The organism is uncultured Thiothrix sp. (assembly GCF_937876535.1).
Taxonomy (GTDB): Bacteria; Pseudomonadota; Gammaproteobacteria; order Thiotrichales; family Thiotrichaceae; genus Thiolinea.
In genome coordinates this window covers 1-15529 of the sequence record NZ_CALFHZ010000013.1, presented here as the reverse complement: position 1 = coordinate 15529, position 15529 = coordinate 1, and the positions used below count along the sequence as shown (strand labels likewise).

At 46.9% G+C, this 15529-nt stretch carries 15 protein-coding genes; 5 read left to right on the top strand and 10 right to left on the bottom strand.

Translation table 11 applies throughout. The features are described from left to right. Positions 1–107 precede the first annotated feature (107 nt). The 6 genes from Q0230_RS06680 to Q0230_RS06655 all read right to left on the bottom strand — a co-directional run bounded on the left by Q0230_RS06680 (position 108) and on the right by Q0230_RS06655 (position 6424). Positions 108–707, bottom strand: coding sequence for a nucleotidyltransferase family protein (locus tag Q0230_RS06680; RefSeq protein WP_298609077.1), 600 nt, complete (start codon positions 705–707; stop codon positions 108–110). Continuing rightward, a complete protein-coding gene (locus tag Q0230_RS06675) occupies positions 700–1662 on the bottom strand; it encodes an XdhC family protein (RefSeq protein ID WP_298609076.1) in 963 nt (320 codons plus the stop codon). The genes Q0230_RS06680 and Q0230_RS06675 overlap by 8 nt, the downstream gene beginning before the upstream one ends. Continuing rightward, positions 1662–3866, bottom strand: coding sequence for a xanthine dehydrogenase family protein molybdopterin-binding subunit (locus Q0230_RS06670; protein WP_298609074.1), 2205 nt, complete (start codon positions 3864–3866; stop codon positions 1662–1664). Before Q0230_RS06670 ends, Q0230_RS06675 begins: the two co-directional genes overlap by 1 nt. 11 nt (positions 3867–3877) lie before the next feature. Further along, positions 3878–4336, bottom strand: a complete 459-nt coding sequence (locus Q0230_RS06665; protein WP_298609072.1) for a (2Fe-2S)-binding protein — start codon at positions 4334–4336, stop codon at positions 3878–3880. Positions 4337–4534: 198 nt separating this feature from the next. Next, positions 4535–5245: a 4-carboxy-4-hydroxy-2-oxoadipate aldolase/oxaloacetate decarboxylase gene (gene ligK, locus Q0230_RS06660; RefSeq protein WP_298609071.1), complete on the bottom strand. Its 711-nt coding sequence runs from the start codon at positions 5243–5245 to the stop codon at positions 4535–4537. Between the two features lie 222 nt (positions 5246–5467). Beyond that, a complete protein-coding gene (locus tag Q0230_RS06655; protein ID WP_298609070.1) occupies positions 5468–6424 on the bottom strand; it encodes a LysR family transcriptional regulator in 957 nt (318 codons plus the stop codon). Positions 6425–6539: 115 nt separating this feature from the next. Here Q0230_RS06655 and Q0230_RS06650 point away from each other — a divergent pair, with 115 nt between their 5' ends. Continuing rightward, complete coding sequence (locus tag Q0230_RS06650; protein WP_298609069.1) at positions 6540–7391, top strand: aldo/keto reductase; 852 nt, start codon at positions 6540–6542, stop codon at positions 7389–7391. A 102-nt stretch (positions 7392–7493) separates the two neighbouring features. Continuing rightward, positions 7494–7685, top strand: coding sequence for a hypothetical protein (locus Q0230_RS06645; RefSeq protein WP_298609068.1), 192 nt, complete (start codon positions 7494–7496; stop codon positions 7683–7685). Positions 7686–7710: 25 nt separating this feature from the next. Here the strand turns inward: Q0230_RS06645 and Q0230_RS06640 are convergent, their stop codons facing one another. From Q0230_RS06640 to Q0230_RS06625, 4 genes are all read right to left on the bottom strand, one after another. Then, a complete protein-coding gene (locus Q0230_RS06640; RefSeq protein WP_298609067.1) occupies positions 7711–8061 on the bottom strand; it encodes a RidA family protein in 351 nt (116 codons plus the stop codon). 94 nt (positions 8062–8155) lie between these two features. After that, the gene (locus Q0230_RS06635) at positions 8156–9202 is read right to left on the bottom strand and encodes an ABC transporter permease (protein ID WP_298609066.1); all 1047 of its coding nucleotides are present in this window, start codon (positions 9200–9202) and stop codon (positions 8156–8158) included. A gap of 28 nt (positions 9203–9230) precedes the next feature. After that, on the bottom strand, positions 9231–10763 hold the full coding sequence (locus Q0230_RS06630) for a sugar ABC transporter ATP-binding protein (protein WP_298609065.1): 1533 nt from the start codon (positions 10761–10763) through the stop codon (positions 9231–9233). A gap of 73 nt (positions 10764–10836) precedes the next feature. Beyond that, positions 10837–11769 (bottom strand): sugar ABC transporter substrate-binding protein, encoded by a 933-nt coding sequence (locus tag Q0230_RS06625; protein ID WP_298609064.1) that lies wholly within the window; start codon positions 11767–11769, stop codon positions 10837–10839. A gap of 760 nt (positions 11770–12529) precedes the next feature. On the opposite strand from Q0230_RS06625, the gene Q0230_RS06620 reads away from it, so the two are divergent. From Q0230_RS06620 to Q0230_RS06610, 3 genes are all read left to right on the top strand, one after another. After that, entirely contained in the window at positions 12530–13456 is a 927-nt protein-coding gene (locus tag Q0230_RS06620; protein WP_298609063.1) for a sugar ABC transporter substrate-binding protein, read from the top strand. A gap of 78 nt (positions 13457–13534) precedes the next feature. Continuing rightward, a complete protein-coding gene (locus Q0230_RS06615; RefSeq protein ID WP_298609062.1) occupies positions 13535–14653 on the top strand; it encodes an ABC transporter permease in 1119 nt (372 codons plus the stop codon). Positions 14654–14663: 10 nt separating this feature from the next. Further along, complete coding sequence (locus Q0230_RS06610; RefSeq protein ID WP_298609061.1) at positions 14664–15449, top strand: ATP-binding cassette domain-containing protein; 786 nt, start codon at positions 14664–14666, stop codon at positions 15447–15449. Positions 15450–15529 lie beyond the last annotated feature (80 nt).

Below are 15529 nucleotides of genomic sequence, written 5' to 3'. Positions count from 1 at the left end.
GCAGCTTGCATAACCAGAGTTCTCCTCCCTATCGATTATGCTAGCATTTTAGGTGTTTTTTTAAGGGATACCCATGTTTAAAACGAGCTTGTACTTGTACTTTTTGGCTATATGAGGCTTGCTAGCCTAGTTAAGTCTTCGGGGGTATCGATATCTTGCAAAATACCTGCATCTTGAGTGGGGAGTAGCAGTAGCTGATCAGCATAGCGCTTGAGTAACTGGCTCGCGCCTATGTCTTGATTCAGCTGCAGCAATTCAGCTTTGAGTGCTTGAGCAAAACCAACTGGATGGCCGCGCTTTCCTTCATAAGTCGGAGCTGCTATTAAGGCGCCATGTTTTAGAGCAGTGGCTAGCGTCTGCAGCGTTTCGGTTTGGATAAAGGGCATATCCGCTAGACTAATGAGCCAGCCTTCACTATCAGCACTATGGGCAATACCGGTGGCTAAACTAGCGCCAAGCCCTTGATCAGCTTGTAAATTCACTACTACTTCCACACCTAAGTTTTGATAGAGCTGGTTGAGTTCTGCTGATTCGTGATTAACTACTACTAACACTTGTTCAAAAACGGCTTGAAGTTTCTGTGCGGCTAATAAGCCTAGGGGCATGCGATTAGCAAGCTTATGTAATAGTTTTGCTGAACCGAAGCGCCGACTTTGACCTGCCGCTAATAAAACAGCCGTCAGTTCTTTGCCATAAACTTTAGTCACTGCGATTGCGTCGTTTAGTAATATCAGCCATGATGGCAATGGCAATTTCAGCGGGCGTGCGACTACCAATATCCATGCCCACAGGTGCATGTAACCGCGCAATATTCGCTTCAGAAATCCCTAAATAAAGCATACGCTCACGACGTTTATCGCTAGAAAGCTTAGAGCCAAGTGCACCAATATAAAAAGCATCAGTGTTCAAGGCTTCCATTAGCGCCATATCGTCTAGCTTAGGATCATGCGTGAGCGTGAGAATAATCGTGCGTTGATAATGCTTAAGTGCTAATACTGCGTCATCAGGCATGATTTTAGTGAAGGCTGCTTGTGGTATATCCCATTCTGCCCAATAGTCTTCACGTGGATCACAGACTTGTACTTGATAATCCAAAGCCAGTGCAAATTGGCTGACATAGCGTGCTAAATGATTGGCTCCAATCAAGAGCATTCGCCATTGCGGGCCGAATACTTTACGCACGACAGTATCGCTGGCATTAAAGGCATCGGCTTGTGAATGATTAGGAGCTGCTAAGCTGGCTCGACCCGTAGCTAGATTTAAGCTGCGTTCTAACACTTGGCCTGCTTGTAAACATCTGTATAAATCTTGCCAATGAGCTATATCGTGCAGCGGCTCTAGCAGTAACTCTAATTGTCCCCCACAGGGTAAGCCAAACCGTGCCGCTTCATCTTGGCTTACTCCATAACGAATGAGCGCGGGGGCTTTTAACGCTTGCCATTCTCCCTGTTGGCAGCGTTGAAATAAATCTGCTTCAACACAGCCACCGGATACCGACCCTGCATGGCGGCCTGCTGCGGTTATTACTAATAAAGATCCAGCAGGGCGGGGTGCAGAACCCCAAGTTTTCAGTACAGTCACCAGCAAAGGATTTAAACCTTGCTGGTGATATTGTAAGGCTTGGCAGAGTACTTCCAAATCAGCACCCAAAAGCGTAGACATTAAGCTTTAGTTCCTAAAGGTAGCTCATAACGACGCTTGCCAGTGGCTGCGAATAAGGCATTCGCTACCGCAGGTGCTAAGGGCGGCACACCAGGTTCACCGACACCACTTGGGTCTTCTTGTGAAGGTAGAATATGCACTTCAACTACCGGCATCTGACCTATCCGCAGTGGGGTATAGTCATGGAAATTGGACTGTTCCACCTTGCCATCTTTTAGCGTGATCTTTTCACCTAAAGCAGCAGATAAAGCAAAGCCTACCCCACCCACCATTTGCGCTTGAATCACGCTCGGATTGACTGCAAGACCGCAGTCAACAGCGACTACGACTTTATCTACTGTAAAGCTGCCATCTTCCTTCACCGTCACTTCAGCCACTTCAGCCACATAGCTATTAAAAGACTCAACAACCGCAATACCACGTCCACGACCGTTCGGTAATTCGCTACCCCAGCCCGCTTTTTCAGCAGCTAGATTCAGTACAGCCAGATGACGGGGAGAGTCTTTTAAAAGGGCGCGCCGGAATTCGACCGGATCTTTCCCCGCTGCACTCGCCATTTCATCCATAAAGCATTCAGTGGCATAGGCCGTATGGGTATGGCCCACGGAACGCCACCATTGCACCGTGACGGGAATATCTTCGGGCGTATGTAGTTCAATTAATTTATTAGGAATCGCATAAGGCTCACCTGCACCTTCAACTGAGACTGGGTCGTAGCCATCGGTCATCATCATCGCCATTGGTGTACCAGCCATAATCGATTGACCCACTAAGCGCTGTTGCCAGACCGTGAGCTGATTATCCTTATCCAAACCGGCTTGGATGCTATGGAAAAACATCGGTCGATAATGCCCACGGCGCATATCGTCTTCACGTGTCCACACCATTTTAATCGGCACGGCTAACTTGCTGCCTTTAGCAATCATCGCCGCTTCCAGCACATAATCCGACATCGGATTGCCACGTCGCCCAAACGAACCGCCTGCATAGAGGCTATTAATTTTAACTTGCGCAGACTCAAGACCGAGCAGCTCGCTCACTTTGGTCTGATCTATGGTTTGCAGTTGTGCACCGTACCAAAGCTCGCAGCCTTTATCTGTGATTTGCACCACACAATTCATCGGCTCCATCGCAGCATGGGCTAAATAGGGAAAGCTATAATTGGCTTTGATTAGTTTGGCTGCACTGGTCAAAGCCTCTGCAGGATTACCGGTTTTAGTCGTTTCTTTACCAGCAGTTTCCGCCAATTTTTGGTAGCGTGCCAATTGATCAGCACTACTGACTTTATAGGCTTTGCTCTCATCCCAAGTGATTTTCAGTACATCGCGCCCTTGTTTCGCTGACCAAAAATCAGTGGCTAATACGGCAACCGCATTGGGCAAGCTTACTACCGCTTTAACGCCTTTAATGGCTTTGGCAGCGGCATCATCCACCGATTGAACTGTTGCACCGAACAAAGGAGCATGTGCGACGACTGCTGTGAGCATGTCGGGTAATTGGACATCTTGAGTAAACTGCGCCGTGCCATTCACTTTGCCCATAATATCGACGCGTTGTAGTTCAGGCTTACCGATATAAATGAACTGCTCTGGGGTTTTAAGCTTAAGTTGTTCGATACTGGGAACCGGCTGCTTTTGTGCAGCTTCGGTCAATTCACCAAATTTAGCGGTTTTGCCAGAAGGATGGCTCACCACACCCGCTTTCACGGTAATTTCATTAGCAGGGACACTCCACCAAGCCGCAGCAGCGCCAACTAGCATAACTTTCGCGGCTGCACCCGCTTGACGCATTTGTAGATAGGAGTTAGCCATACTTGTGCTGCCGCCAGTGCCTTGCATGCCACCAAAGGCCATATTGCCATAGCGTGAAGCATCTGCAGGTGAGTTTTCAGCACGAACTTGCGCCCAATCTGCATCCATTTCATCGGCGATCAAAGTTGCTAAACCCGTGTGGCTGCCTTGACCCATTTCCATATGTTTGACAATTACATGCACGGTGCTGTCAGGGTCAATACGAATAAAAGCATGCGGGTCAATTACCGCAGGCGCTACTTCAGGGCTACCCGCTTCGCCGGGGCCTGCTACTGGTTTCTCAGGAGTCGTTTTTGCCTGAGCGGCAGTCCAATACACGCCTAAAGTCAAACTGCCTGCTACCGCTGCAGCCACTTTGAAAAAATGACGACGGCTTAGATTAATAGTATCCATCTCATATCTCCTTAAGCGAGGCTAGCAGCGGCTTGTTTAATGGCTGTTTTAATACTTTGATAAGTCGCACAGCGGCAAATATTCCCTGACATGAAGCTATTAATCTCTTCATCGCTAGGCTTGGGCTTTTGGGTGAGTAGTGCAGTGGCAGACATGAGTTGACCCGACTGACAATAACCACATTGCGGGACATTATTCGCTAACCAAGCCGCTTGTAGCGCCTGAGTGACTTTGGAGTCCTTTGAAGCACCTTCGATAGTAGTAATCGATTTACCTTCGACACTGGATACAGGGGTAATACAAGCGCGTGTCGCTTGACCATCTATATGGACGGTACAAGCACCGCATTGTGCCATGCCACAGCCGAATTTAGTGCCAGTCAGATGCGCGTGATCACGCAAAGCCCACAGGAGCGGCATATCGGGAGCAAGATCTAGCTCTTGCTCTTGACCATTGATCATGAGTTTCATAAAACCTTCCTAGACTAACTGTCGTGGTAAATAGATAGACATATTAAGTGGATATAGCACATCAAAGCGCGAGTTAGGGGAATGACTTAGGTTTTATGGGGCTTAATAGTTTGCTGAGATAACTAGGCGGGAGAGTGAATTTGCTGCCTCTAAGCGCTGCGGGGCTTAGAGGCTCATTTGATGATTGCTTAAAGAAAGCTAGCTTAGATCTTCTAATTTATCGACATATTTAAAACCCGCCGCCTCTAAGCCAGGGCGCATGTTGTACATATCCAAACCTAAAACACCTGAAGCGAGTTTGGCGCGTTTTTCACCTTCAAACGACTCACGCTTTTGGGCAGCGGCTAGGGTTTTGCCAGCATTCAAACGCGGCACAACACATACGCCATCATCATCCGCCACGATCACATCACCGGGCATAATGTGTTGACCTGCGCATACAATCGGCACATTCACCGAACCAAGGGTGTTCTTCACGGTGCCTTTAATCGAAATGGCTTTCGACCATACCGGAAAGTTCATTTCGGTCAAATCACGCACATCGCGCACACCGGCATCAATAATCAAACCACGTACACCACGTGCTTGAGCAGAGGTGGCAAGCAGATCACCGAAATAACCATCCGTACAAGGAGTGGTTGTGCCCACCACTAAAATATCGCCGGGCTGACATAACTCAATCGCGACATGAATCATCCAATTATCGCCGGGTTGCGCAAGTACGGTTACCGCACTGCCCGCAATGCGTGCGCCGGAATAAATTGGGCGAATATTCGGGTTGAGATTGCCAATCCGACCTTGGGCTTCATGTACGGTCGCAGCGCCAAGTTTGGCGAGGCCGTCGATAGTGGCAGCGTCAGCACGGTCAATGTGTTTAACCGCAACGCCTTGAACGGTGTGAGTGATCATGTCTCCTCCTAATAGAACTCATTGTATGCTCGTAGTGTAGGTACTTTTTTGGCAGAAGGGCATGGATAAAATGGGGGTGTTTTTGTACTTTTCGCGTGTCTTTATAGGTCTGTCAATATCTTAAGCCCATTAAGCTAGCTGGTCTTTATTTCTAGGCACTAACTCTTAGTTAGAATGCTGAAATTTACCAAGCAGTGTTTGAGTAGAAAACTAAGGGTATTACTACTTAACCAGAGTCTTGGCATATTGTTCGCCTGTTATTAATTCTTCAGTACTAAGTACATATTCCGTATTGCCCACTAAGCGCTGAATAGCCAGCTCTACAAATGCACGTACTCGTGCGGGTTGGGAGCGGCGGCTGCCGTAATAGACAAAGTAACTGGCAATATCGGGCATGTACTGCACAAGTAAAGGTAATAGTTGGCCAGAGCGCAAGTAAGGTGCTGCCGTAGCACCTGATAATTGACCCATACATTGTCCTGCCAAAATAGCTTGTAGTTCGAGATTTTCGTCATTGCTATAGAAGGCGATGGGCAGTGGGTAGTTAATCACTGTTTGATCGACTTTAAAAAACCACGGCATCAATCCAGAGTTGCGAAATGCACTGCAACGGTGTTGAGTAAGCTCAGCTAAAGTATGAGGTACACCATAGCGTGAAAGATACTTAGGCGCAGCGCACAGAATGAGTTGTGAGGGAAATAAAGCACGTGCAATCACGCCTTCTTCAGCAGATGGCCCTAGACGAAAGCCCACATCTACACGATCTTCCACCCAATTGCCTACCGCATCTTCAAGTTGCACATCGGGTTGAATAGACGGATATTGCGTGCAGAACTCATCCAGCAAGCGCCACAAAATCGGGATAAACGTAGTGCGTGGCCCCACAATACGCAGTGGCCCTGACATTTCATTTTTACCTTCTTTAGTGTGAGCAATCGCACGCTCTAGGCTTAATAAGGCGGGTTGTGCCTCATTGACTAAACGCTGACCTTCATCGGTCAAGGACATCACCCGTGTGGTGCGATGAAATAAGCGTACATCCAAATGTTGTTCCAATTGCGCTAACGCTTGGCTTGCGGCTTGGGGGCTTAGGTTTAAGGCGAACGCCGCTTTGCGCAAACTACCTAATTCAGCGGTTTTGATGAAAATGGACAGCGCACGTAATTCATTAATAGCCATAAACTCAATTCAATTAGCAAGTAATTCATGATAATCCATCAAGCAATTGTTAGCTATTCAGTTGCTAATGCTTGTCTTACAGTAGCTTCATTCTAATTTCAGCCGAGAACTTATCATGCAAACCGTAACTTTAAATAATGGTATCACTATGCCCCTATTGGGTTTTGGGGTGTTTCAAATTCCTGATCCACAAGACTGTGCGCGTGCGGTCAGTGATGCGATTGAGGTGGGGTATCGTCTGATTGATACCGCTGCTAGTTATAAGAATGAAGAGGCCGTGGGGCAGGGTATTAGAAACAGTGGGATAGCACGCGCTGATTTATTTGTGACCAGCAAATTATGGGTGCAACACACGGGCTATGAGCGTACGCAACAAGCGATTGATGACTCATTACGTCGTTTGCAAATGGATTATTTGGATTTGTATCTGATTCATCAACCCTATAGCGATGTGCATGGTTCATGGCGGGCAATGGAAGAGGCTTATCGAGCGGGTAAATTGCGTGCCATTGGCGTGAGTAATTTTGAGCCAGATCGTCTAATGGATATGATTGTTTTTAATCAAATCAAACCAATGGTTAATCAAGTTGAGGTCAACCCCTTCCAGCAACAAATCGAGAGTGCTCAATTTATGCTGGAACAGGGTGTACAAACCGAGGCTTGGGCACCCTTTGCCGAAGGGCGCAATAATCTATTTCACCATGAAGTACTGCAAGCCATTGCCACTAAACATCATAAAACCATTGGGCAAGTAGTACTGCGTTGGGTGATTCAACGCGGCATTGTGGCTTTAGCAAAATCAGTCCGTAAAGAACGCATGGTCGAGAATATGGCAATTTTCGATTTTGAATTAGATGCCGATGATCAAGCACAAATTGCGGCATTGGATAGTAAAACCAGCAGTTTCTTTTCACATCGTGATCCGGCGATGGTGAAGTGGATGAGTGAGCGTAAATTGGATTTTTAAAGAGTTGGCTTAGTTAAGAAAAGGCAGCTGATTAACTAGGGTTTACTAGGAACGGCTAGGTGTTTCTACTAGACTGAGTGACCCCAACTCTTGGAAACTCAGATGATTAACGAGCGTGATCGTGCTTTTTTTCAACCCAAATGGCGACGTGTTGCTATTACCGGCTTCTGTGTATTGTGGGCTGTATTTGAATGGTATGGGCAAAACTCCTTCTGGGCGATGATTGCCACAGGTGCAGCGGTTTATTGCTACTGGGAGTATTTTTATAAATTTGATCAGGATAAGGGCGCTTAAACTTAAGCGCATCCTTGACTCTAGTTTAGAGCGCTGCGGAAACTACAATCTCCACCTGATACGCATCACCCGCTAAGGCAGTGACACCGACCGTCGCACGGGTGGGTGCATTGCCCGGGCTTACCCATGCTTCCCAAGCCTGATTCATCAAATCAAACTGGCTCATATCCGTCAGATAAATGGTTGCGGTTAAGAGCTTAGATTTATCTGTGCCTGCCTCCGCCAAGAGCTGATCAATTTGGCTCAGAATAACCCGAGTTTGGTGATCGACCGAGCCACGACTATCGGTTTCATCGACTTGCCCAGCTAGATAAACGGTTTGATTGTGGATAACGATTTGGCTCATACGTTTGCCACTGTGGAGACGTTGGATCATGGGGATTCCTCTGGTGGTGAAAATGAAAATCCCGCCTTTTGCTAACAAAAGAGCGGGAAATGGAGGAGTTTAGTCTACTCGAAAAGTTGATACGTCAGCGACTCTTGCGCATTTTATTTTGGCGCTGTTGGTCGATAACTACTGCAAGAACGATAATGCCGCCTTTGATAATGTCTTGATAATATGCGTCGATTTTTAGGAAGGTGAAACCGGATAAGACTACGCCTAAGATCAAAGCACCGATGACTGTACCTAAGATTTTGCCGCGCCCACCAGAGAGTGAAACCCCGCCGATAACGGCTGCAGCAATCGCATCCAATTCGTACATCATACCAATGCCAGATTGAGCGGTTTTGATGCGCGCAATTGCCACCATTGCGGCTAAACCTGCTAATAACCCTGCGATCATATAAACCTTGATTAAATGGCTTTCGATATTGATCCCAGACACGCGCGCTGCTTGTGGATTTGCGCCGATTGCATAAGTGAATTTACCGAAGCGGGTGTAGCGCATCACGATATGGAAGAACACCGCGACCGCTAAGAAAATCACTACAGGCATCCAGCGGTCTAGGCCATTGCCAATCATGGCAAAGCTTTCGGTGAAGCCTGAAACCGGAGAAGCATCAGTGTACCAACGCGCTATACCACGTGCGGACACCATCATTCCTAATGTTGCAATAAAGGGTGGAATTTTGGTTTTAGTGATCAACCAGCCATTCACAAAACCTGCAGCGGCACCAATCGTTAAACCGACGGCTAAAGGTACAATAAACGGTAAGTCAGTGAGAGCAGGGTGAATCAATTTCGGCCAGTCGCTGGATTGAGCAAAGGTTGCGGCAATCATTGCTGACATGGCGACCACCGAGCCGGAGGATAAATCAATCCCACCGGTAATAATCACTTGGGTGACACCCACGGCAATAATGCCAATAACAGAGACTTGTAAAATAATGATCTGTAAGCGGCTGGGGTTGGCTAAGAAGCTTTGCCCAACGAAGATCCAGCCTAAAATTTCAAACAGGGCGGCAATGCCGATTAAGACCAGAAAAATACTAAATTCTTGCGGTAAACGCCGTTTCGCTTTAGTGGCGGGTGGCGTACTTGGGGATAACTCCCCTTCGGATAAAACAGCTGCCATGATGGCTCCTCCTTAAAACAACTAGCGACTAATTGGCGGCTAAATCCATAATTTTGACTTGATCAGCTTCATTGCGATGCAAAATCCCCGTAATGCGGCCTTCGTGCATGACTACAATCCGATCACTCATGCCTAAGACTTCCGGCATCTCGGAGGAGACCATAATAACGGCCACACCTCGATGCGCGAGTTGTGTAACTAAGCGGTGAATTTCTGCCTTAGCGCCCACATCAATGCCACGAGTGGGTTCATCCATAATCAAGATTTTTGGATCGGTGAGTAACCAGCGCCCAATCAGCACTTTCTGTTGATTACCGCCGGAGAGATTTTCAATGATTTCAAACATGCTGGGCGTTTTGACGCGCATTTTGGCGCAGATGTCATTACTCTGCTGATCCAAAGTTTTTTGCTCGACAAAACCGCGCTTCACATAGCGCTCATGCAATACCGCGGGTTGGATATTTTCTTGAATTGACAAGGGTAAGAAACAGCCGGTTTCTTTGCGATCTTCGGTGAGCAAAGCCATCCCATTGCGAATCGCATCTTGCGGGCTTTTAATATTAACGCGCTGGCCTTTAATCTCAATATGCCCACTATCAGGTGGTTTGACACCAAAGATAGTTTCTACTACATGCGAACGCCCCGAACCCACTAAGCCAGCGAAGCCTAAGATTTCTCCAGCCCGTACCTCAAAAGAAATATTCTGGAAGTCTTTACCACGGCAGAGATTATGTGCTGAGAGTACCACTTCGCCGATTTCCACTTCCTCTTTAGGAAACATTTGCGAGATTTCGCGCCCCACCATCATGCGAATAATGTCATCACGGGTTACATCACTGGATAAATGTGTGCCGATATATTTGCCATCACGGAATACTGAGAATTCATCCGCAATCTCAAATAACTCGTTCATTTTATGCGTGATATATACAATTCCAATGCCTTGGGCGCGCAGGTCACGAATAATGGAAAATAAATGCGCGACATCTTTTTCGGTAATTGCTGAAGTCGGTTCATCCATAATCAGCACATCCGAATTAAACGAGACTGCTTTGGCAATTTCGACTAATTGGCGATTCCCCACGGTCAGTTCACTGATTTCAGCACGCGGATCGAGATTGATATTCAGACGCTTAAATAAATCTTGCGTCATTTGCAGCATCTTATTGTGATCAATCAAACCCAGCGAGTTTTTGGGTTCGCGGCGAATCCAGATGTTTTCTGCGACTGTCATGGAGTTCATCAGTAATAATTCTTGATGAATCATCGCAATACCCGCTTCTTGGGCAGATAAGGGCGTGGGTAGTTTAACGACTTGATCGCGTAGTTTGACTGTGCCTGAATCGGGTTGATAGATCCCAGCAATAATCTTCATTAAAGTGGATTTGCCCGCACCATTTTCGCCCATGAGTGCATGGACAGTACCGGGGCGAATTTTCAGTTGCACATTATCTAAAGCGACAACACCAGGGAATTCTTTGCGGACATTTTCGACTTCAAGTACGTACTGATAATTACGTGCCTTGGCAACAGGCTCGGTAGAGACATTGGGGTTAGACATGGTGCACTGCTCCTCCTGTGGTTGGCACGTCTAAAAGGTAAGCCAAGTTGACTTACCTTCGGGGAAGGCGGTCTTACTTCGGCATGTACTTGTCCAAGTTTGCAGGCGTTACTAACTCAAAAGGAATCCATACCTTTTGATCCACAGCCTCACCTTTAGCCAATTTCACCGCAGCTTCTAAAGCACCTTTACCTTGACCAGCAGCACTTTGGAACACAGACACATCCAGATCACCCGCTTTCATGGCGGCTAAAGCATCAGCAGTTGCATCAATACCGGCGACAATGACTTTATCCATCGGGCGACCTGCTGCTTTGAGGGCTTGAATCGCACCTAAAGCCATTTCGTCATTGTTAGAAACCACGGCATCAAACTCAGTACCGGCAGATAGCCAGTTGGTCATTAAGTCATTGCCTTTAGTGCGTGACCATTCAGCGGTTTGCTTTTCAACAATCTTAATATCTTTGCAACCGTCTTTAGCAATCACCTCTTCGATGTCTTTCGTGCGTTGTACAGCGGCTTGATTAGACAATTCACCCATCATCACCACAATCTTGCCTTTGCCGCCCATCAGCTTGCAGACTTCCTGCATCTGTAAAGTGCCAGAAACGGCTTCATCAGAGGCTACGAAAGCTTGGTTATCAGGAAGCTTGTCAACATTGACTGGCTGGCGATTCACATAGATTAGAGGGATTTTGGCTTTTTCAGCGGCCTCACTCATGCCCACAGTGGCATCAGTGTCTACCGGATTCACAATGATGGCTTTTACGCCGGAGGCAACGAAGTTTTGGATTTGATTAAGCTGAGTACCTACTTCATTTTTAGCATCTTCGATTTGTACTTCTACGCCTTGCTCTTTGGCGCTGGCTTCAATGCTATTACGTAAAGTGGTCAGGAAGTTATCATCAAATAGCGCCATTGAAACGCCGATTTTTACAGGGTCAGCGGCGAATGCAGTGCTAGATAAAACGGCTGACAGCATAACGGTCAAAGCTAATTTCTTCATGGGTTCTCCTCCGGTTTGTAACTCAAGTGTAGTGCTATACACCAAAAGTGTTGAGAGAGAGTGAAGTGTGGTGTTTACAGCAAGAACTCTCCCCCATACTCCAGCTTAAACTTCCAGAACCTTTCAAAAGAAAAATTCTAATTTTTTAAGTTTCGGAATATTTATTCCATACTGCCCATGCAAAGCATGCTTGTCAATACTTCAAGTCACCTCATTTAAAATATTTAGCTAGCAAATTTTGATAGAAATAACATCAAATTAACTCGAGTGCTTCGCCTTAGCCAAGGACTGTAGCTTAATGTTAAATGAGCTTAACTAATGGTGATAAACACTAATAAGTGTTGTGATTATTTGCAGATAAATGTTAGAAGCATGTCCTAGCTATACTTTGGGCTTTTTACTGTAATTTCAGCTAATTTTTGTCATTACTTGGTACAACAATTGACTGAAATGAGCCTAGTTTATCCCTAGTGACATTAACGAATGGCTTGAGTTTTAGAGGATTTTTGCCTTAGCTTTTTATTTTATAGGCTAGCAAATTTGCTGTAAAACTAGCGAAAAAAGCGATAAAACTATCATATTTTTTTATTGAGTTTTTATGCCATACTTTTTTGATAGGATTGTGTCATTTTCCTAAGATTTGGAATAAATATTTCATTGACATAAAAATATAGAAAACATATTCTGATTTCAGATGCACCGCAAGCAAGGTCTTGTAGTGCTTAATCTGAGGCGACCGCTCTAAATCTGGAGGAGAATTATGAGAAAGTTGTTGAAATCTATGGCATTAGTACTGGCTGTTGCATCCCCTATAGCAATGGCTGCGGACGATACCATTATTGTCGTGTCACACGGTCAAGCGAATGACCCATTCTGGACAGTAGTGAAGAATGGAGTGGAAGCTGGCGGCAAAGATATGGGGATGAAAGTCGATTATCGCGCCCCTGAAACCTTTGATATGGTCGCTATGTCGGCGTTGATTGACGCGGCTGTGAATCAAGAGCCTGCGGGTTTAATTGTGTCCATTCCTGATGCCAAAGCCTTAGGCCCTGCGATTGAAAAAGCAGTCAAAGCAGGCATTCCGGTGATTTCGATGAACTCAGGTGTGGATGCTTCCGCTAAACTAGGAGCTTTATTGCATGTGGGGCAGGAAGAAATTTCCGCAGGTACTAAAGCGGGTGAAAAGCTCAAAGAAATGGGCGGCAAAAAAGGCTTATGCGTCAATCAAGAGGTCGGCAATGTCGCCTTGGATCAACGCTGTGAAGGCTTTAAAGCAGGTTTTGGTGCAGTGGAAGTCTTACCGACAAGCAATGACCCTGCCGATGTGAAAGCTAAAGTACGTGCCGCGCTAGAAAAAGATCCTGCGGTCGACACCATCCTCGCTTTAGGGGCTAGTACGGCCGGTGAGCCGACTTTAGCGGCGGTGGAAGAAGTCGGTAAAACCGGCAAAATCCATGTTGGGACTTTTGATATGTCCGCCAATTTCTTAAAAGCGGTGGCGGATGGTAAAGCAGCGTTCTGCATTGACCAGCAGCAATATCTACAAGGTTATCTGCCGGTGGTCTTTCTCGCTAATTATAAAAAATATGGCTTAATGCCTGGTGGCAATGTGGCATCGGGTCCGAATTTGATTACCAAGGAAAAAGCCGCGCAAGTAGTTGAATTGTCAGCTAAAGGTATTCGCTAAGTCTAGCGCTTGCTGTAACTCTCTTAAACACGTCACTCTGTTTACTTGCGTGAGCAGGGTGCTGCGAGGTCAGACCCCATGAGTACATCCCCAGCTTCTTCGCCGCCTACGACAGCGCCTGATGAACGCATTGCCAAAGTCAGCTTACTTAAATCTTTGCTCCAGCGTCCGGAGGTGGGGGCGATTGTTGGTTTGATTGCGATTGTGCTGTTTTTTGCGATTTATGCCGATTCGCGCATGTTTTCCTTAGCCGGCCTAATGAACTTTATGCAGCCGGCGGCTCAGCTCGGTATTTTAGCGGTGGCTGCCGCCCTATTAATGGTGGGTGGCGAATTTGATTTATCCATCGGCTCGATGATTGCCTTTGCGGGGATTGCGCTGGGCATTCCGCTGGTATTATGGGGTTGGCCTTTGGGTGTCAGTATCTTATTTGCTTTTGCGGTGTCGATTGTATTTGGTGCTATGAATGGCTTTATTGTGCTGCGCTCCGGTTTGCCGTCTTTCATTGTTACTTTAGCCTTCTTATTTATCTTGCGCGGTTTAACTTTAGTGGGTTTGAAAGTCGCGACGGGGACTACGCAATTACGGGGTATCCCAGAAGCAGCCGGTGATAGTTGGTTGATGCAAGTGTTTTCCGGTAATGCTTTTGAAGGTTTGTTCTCGTGGCTAGCGAAAATGGGCTGGATTGAAACCTTCCAAAATGGCACGCCTAAAGTGCAAGGCATTCCAGTGGAAATTATTTGGTTCGTACTCTTGGCGTTGGCGGCTTCGTGGCTTTTGAATAAAACCCGTTTTGGTAACTGGATTTTTGCTGCTGGTGGTGATCCGAATGCGGCGCGCAATGTCGGTGTTCCAGTGGCACGGGTCAAAATTATTCTGTTTATTTTTACTGCAATGGCAGCCACTTTAGTAGCTACGATTACTGTCTTGCAATTTGGTACGGCGGATGCAAGTCGCGGTTTATTAAAAGAATTTCATGCGATTATTGCCGCAGTGATTGGTGGCTGCTTACTCACAGGCGGCTATGGCTCGGCGATTGGTGCACTGATTGGAGCAGTGATTTTTGGCATGGTACAGATCGGCATTACCTACACCAATATTAACCAAGACTGGTTCCAAGTCTTTATGGGCGCAATCTTGTTAATCGCCGTACTACTCAATAATTGGGTACGCCGCAAAGCCATGTCATCACGCTAAGGAGTGCAGCATGAGTAGCAATCAAGCAATTTTAGAAATGGTCGACATCGAAAAGCACTTCGGCGCAGTGATTGCACTAGCGGGCGTGTCGATAGCGGTCTATCCGGGCGAATGTCACTGCTTATTAGGCGACAATGGTGCGGGCAAATCCACCTTCATTAAAACTATGTCCGGCGTGCATAAACCCACCAAAGGTAAAATGCTAGTTGGCGGCAAAGAAGTGGTGTTCCAAAGCCCGCGCGATGCAATGGAAGCCGGTATTGCCACGGTGTATCAAGACTTGGCCATGATCCCGTTAATGTCAGTGACCCGCAATTTTTGGATGGGGCGCGAGCCGACCGTGGGTGTCTGGCCGTTTAAAAGTCTCGATTTCAAAATGGCCAATGAAGTCACTATGACTGAAATGGCCAAAATGGGCATTAATTTACGCGAGCCGAATCAAGCGGTTGGGACACTCTCTGGTGGTGAGCGTCAAACCGTGGCGATTGCGCGTGCGGTGTACTTCGGGGCTAAAGTGTTGATTCTCGATGAACCCACTTCTGCTTTGGGCGTGCGCCAAACCTCGAATGTGTTAGCCACCATCGACAAAGTGCGTAAATCCGGTATCGGTGTGGTCTTCATCACCCACAATGTCCGGCACGCCTTAGCAGTGGGTGATCGTTTCACCGTCTTGAATCGTGGACGTACTTTAGGTACGGCCTTAAAGGGCGAAATTCAAGCCGATGAATTACAAGACTTAATGGCAGGCGGGCGTGAGCTAGCGGATTTATCTGCTTCACTGGGAGGAACGATTTAACATGAGTCAATTTCAACTAGCCGCCTGTGCGGAAATGCTGTGGCGCGATCAACCGATGGAGTGGCGGGTCAAGCGCTTAA

Coding starts and splice junctions, on each gene's coding strand:
- Q0230_RS06675 (WP_298609076.1), bottom strand. CDS start 1,662: ATGTCTACGCTTTTGGGTGCTGATTTGGAAGTACTCTGCCAAGCCTTA.
- Q0230_RS06645 (WP_298609068.1), top strand. CDS start 7,494: ATGATTAACGAGCGTGATCGTGCTTTTTTTCAACCCAAATGGCGACGT.
- Q0230_RS06655 (WP_298609070.1), bottom strand. CDS start 6,424: ATGGCTATTAATGAATTACGTGCGCTGTCCATTTTCATCAAAACCGCT.
- Q0230_RS06630 (WP_298609065.1), bottom strand. CDS start 10,763: ATGTCTAACCCCAATGTCTCTACCGAGCCTGTTGCCAAGGCACGTAAT.
- ligK (WP_298609071.1), bottom strand. CDS start 5,245: ATGATCACTCACACCGTTCAAGGCGTTGCGGTTAAACACATTGACCGT.
- Q0230_RS06610 (WP_298609061.1), top strand. CDS start 14,664: ATGAGTAGCAATCAAGCAATTTTAGAAATGGTCGACATCGAAAAGCAC.
- Q0230_RS06620 (WP_298609063.1), top strand. CDS start 12,530: ATGAGAAAGTTGTTGAAATCTATGGCATTAGTACTGGCTGTTGCATCC.
- Q0230_RS06650 (WP_298609069.1), top strand. CDS start 6,540: ATGCAAACCGTAACTTTAAATAATGGTATCACTATGCCCCTATTGGGT.
- Q0230_RS06635 (WP_298609066.1), bottom strand. CDS start 9,202: ATGGCAGCTGTTTTATCCGAAGGGGAGTTATCCCCAAGTACGCCACCC.
- Q0230_RS06665 (WP_298609072.1), bottom strand. CDS start 4,336: ATGAAACTCATGATCAATGGTCAAGAGCAAGAGCTAGATCTTGCTCCC.
- Q0230_RS06625 (WP_298609064.1), bottom strand. CDS start 11,769: ATGAAGAAATTAGCTTTGACCGTTATGCTGTCAGCCGTTTTATCTAGC.
- Q0230_RS06615 (WP_298609062.1), top strand. CDS start 13,535: ATGAGTACATCCCCAGCTTCTTCGCCGCCTACGACAGCGCCTGATGAA.
- Q0230_RS06670 (WP_298609074.1), bottom strand. CDS start 3,866: ATGGATACTATTAATCTAAGCCGTCGTCATTTTTTCAAAGTGGCTGCA.
- Q0230_RS06640 (WP_298609067.1), bottom strand. CDS start 8,061: ATGATCCAACGTCTCCACAGTGGCAAACGTATGAGCCAAATCGTTATC.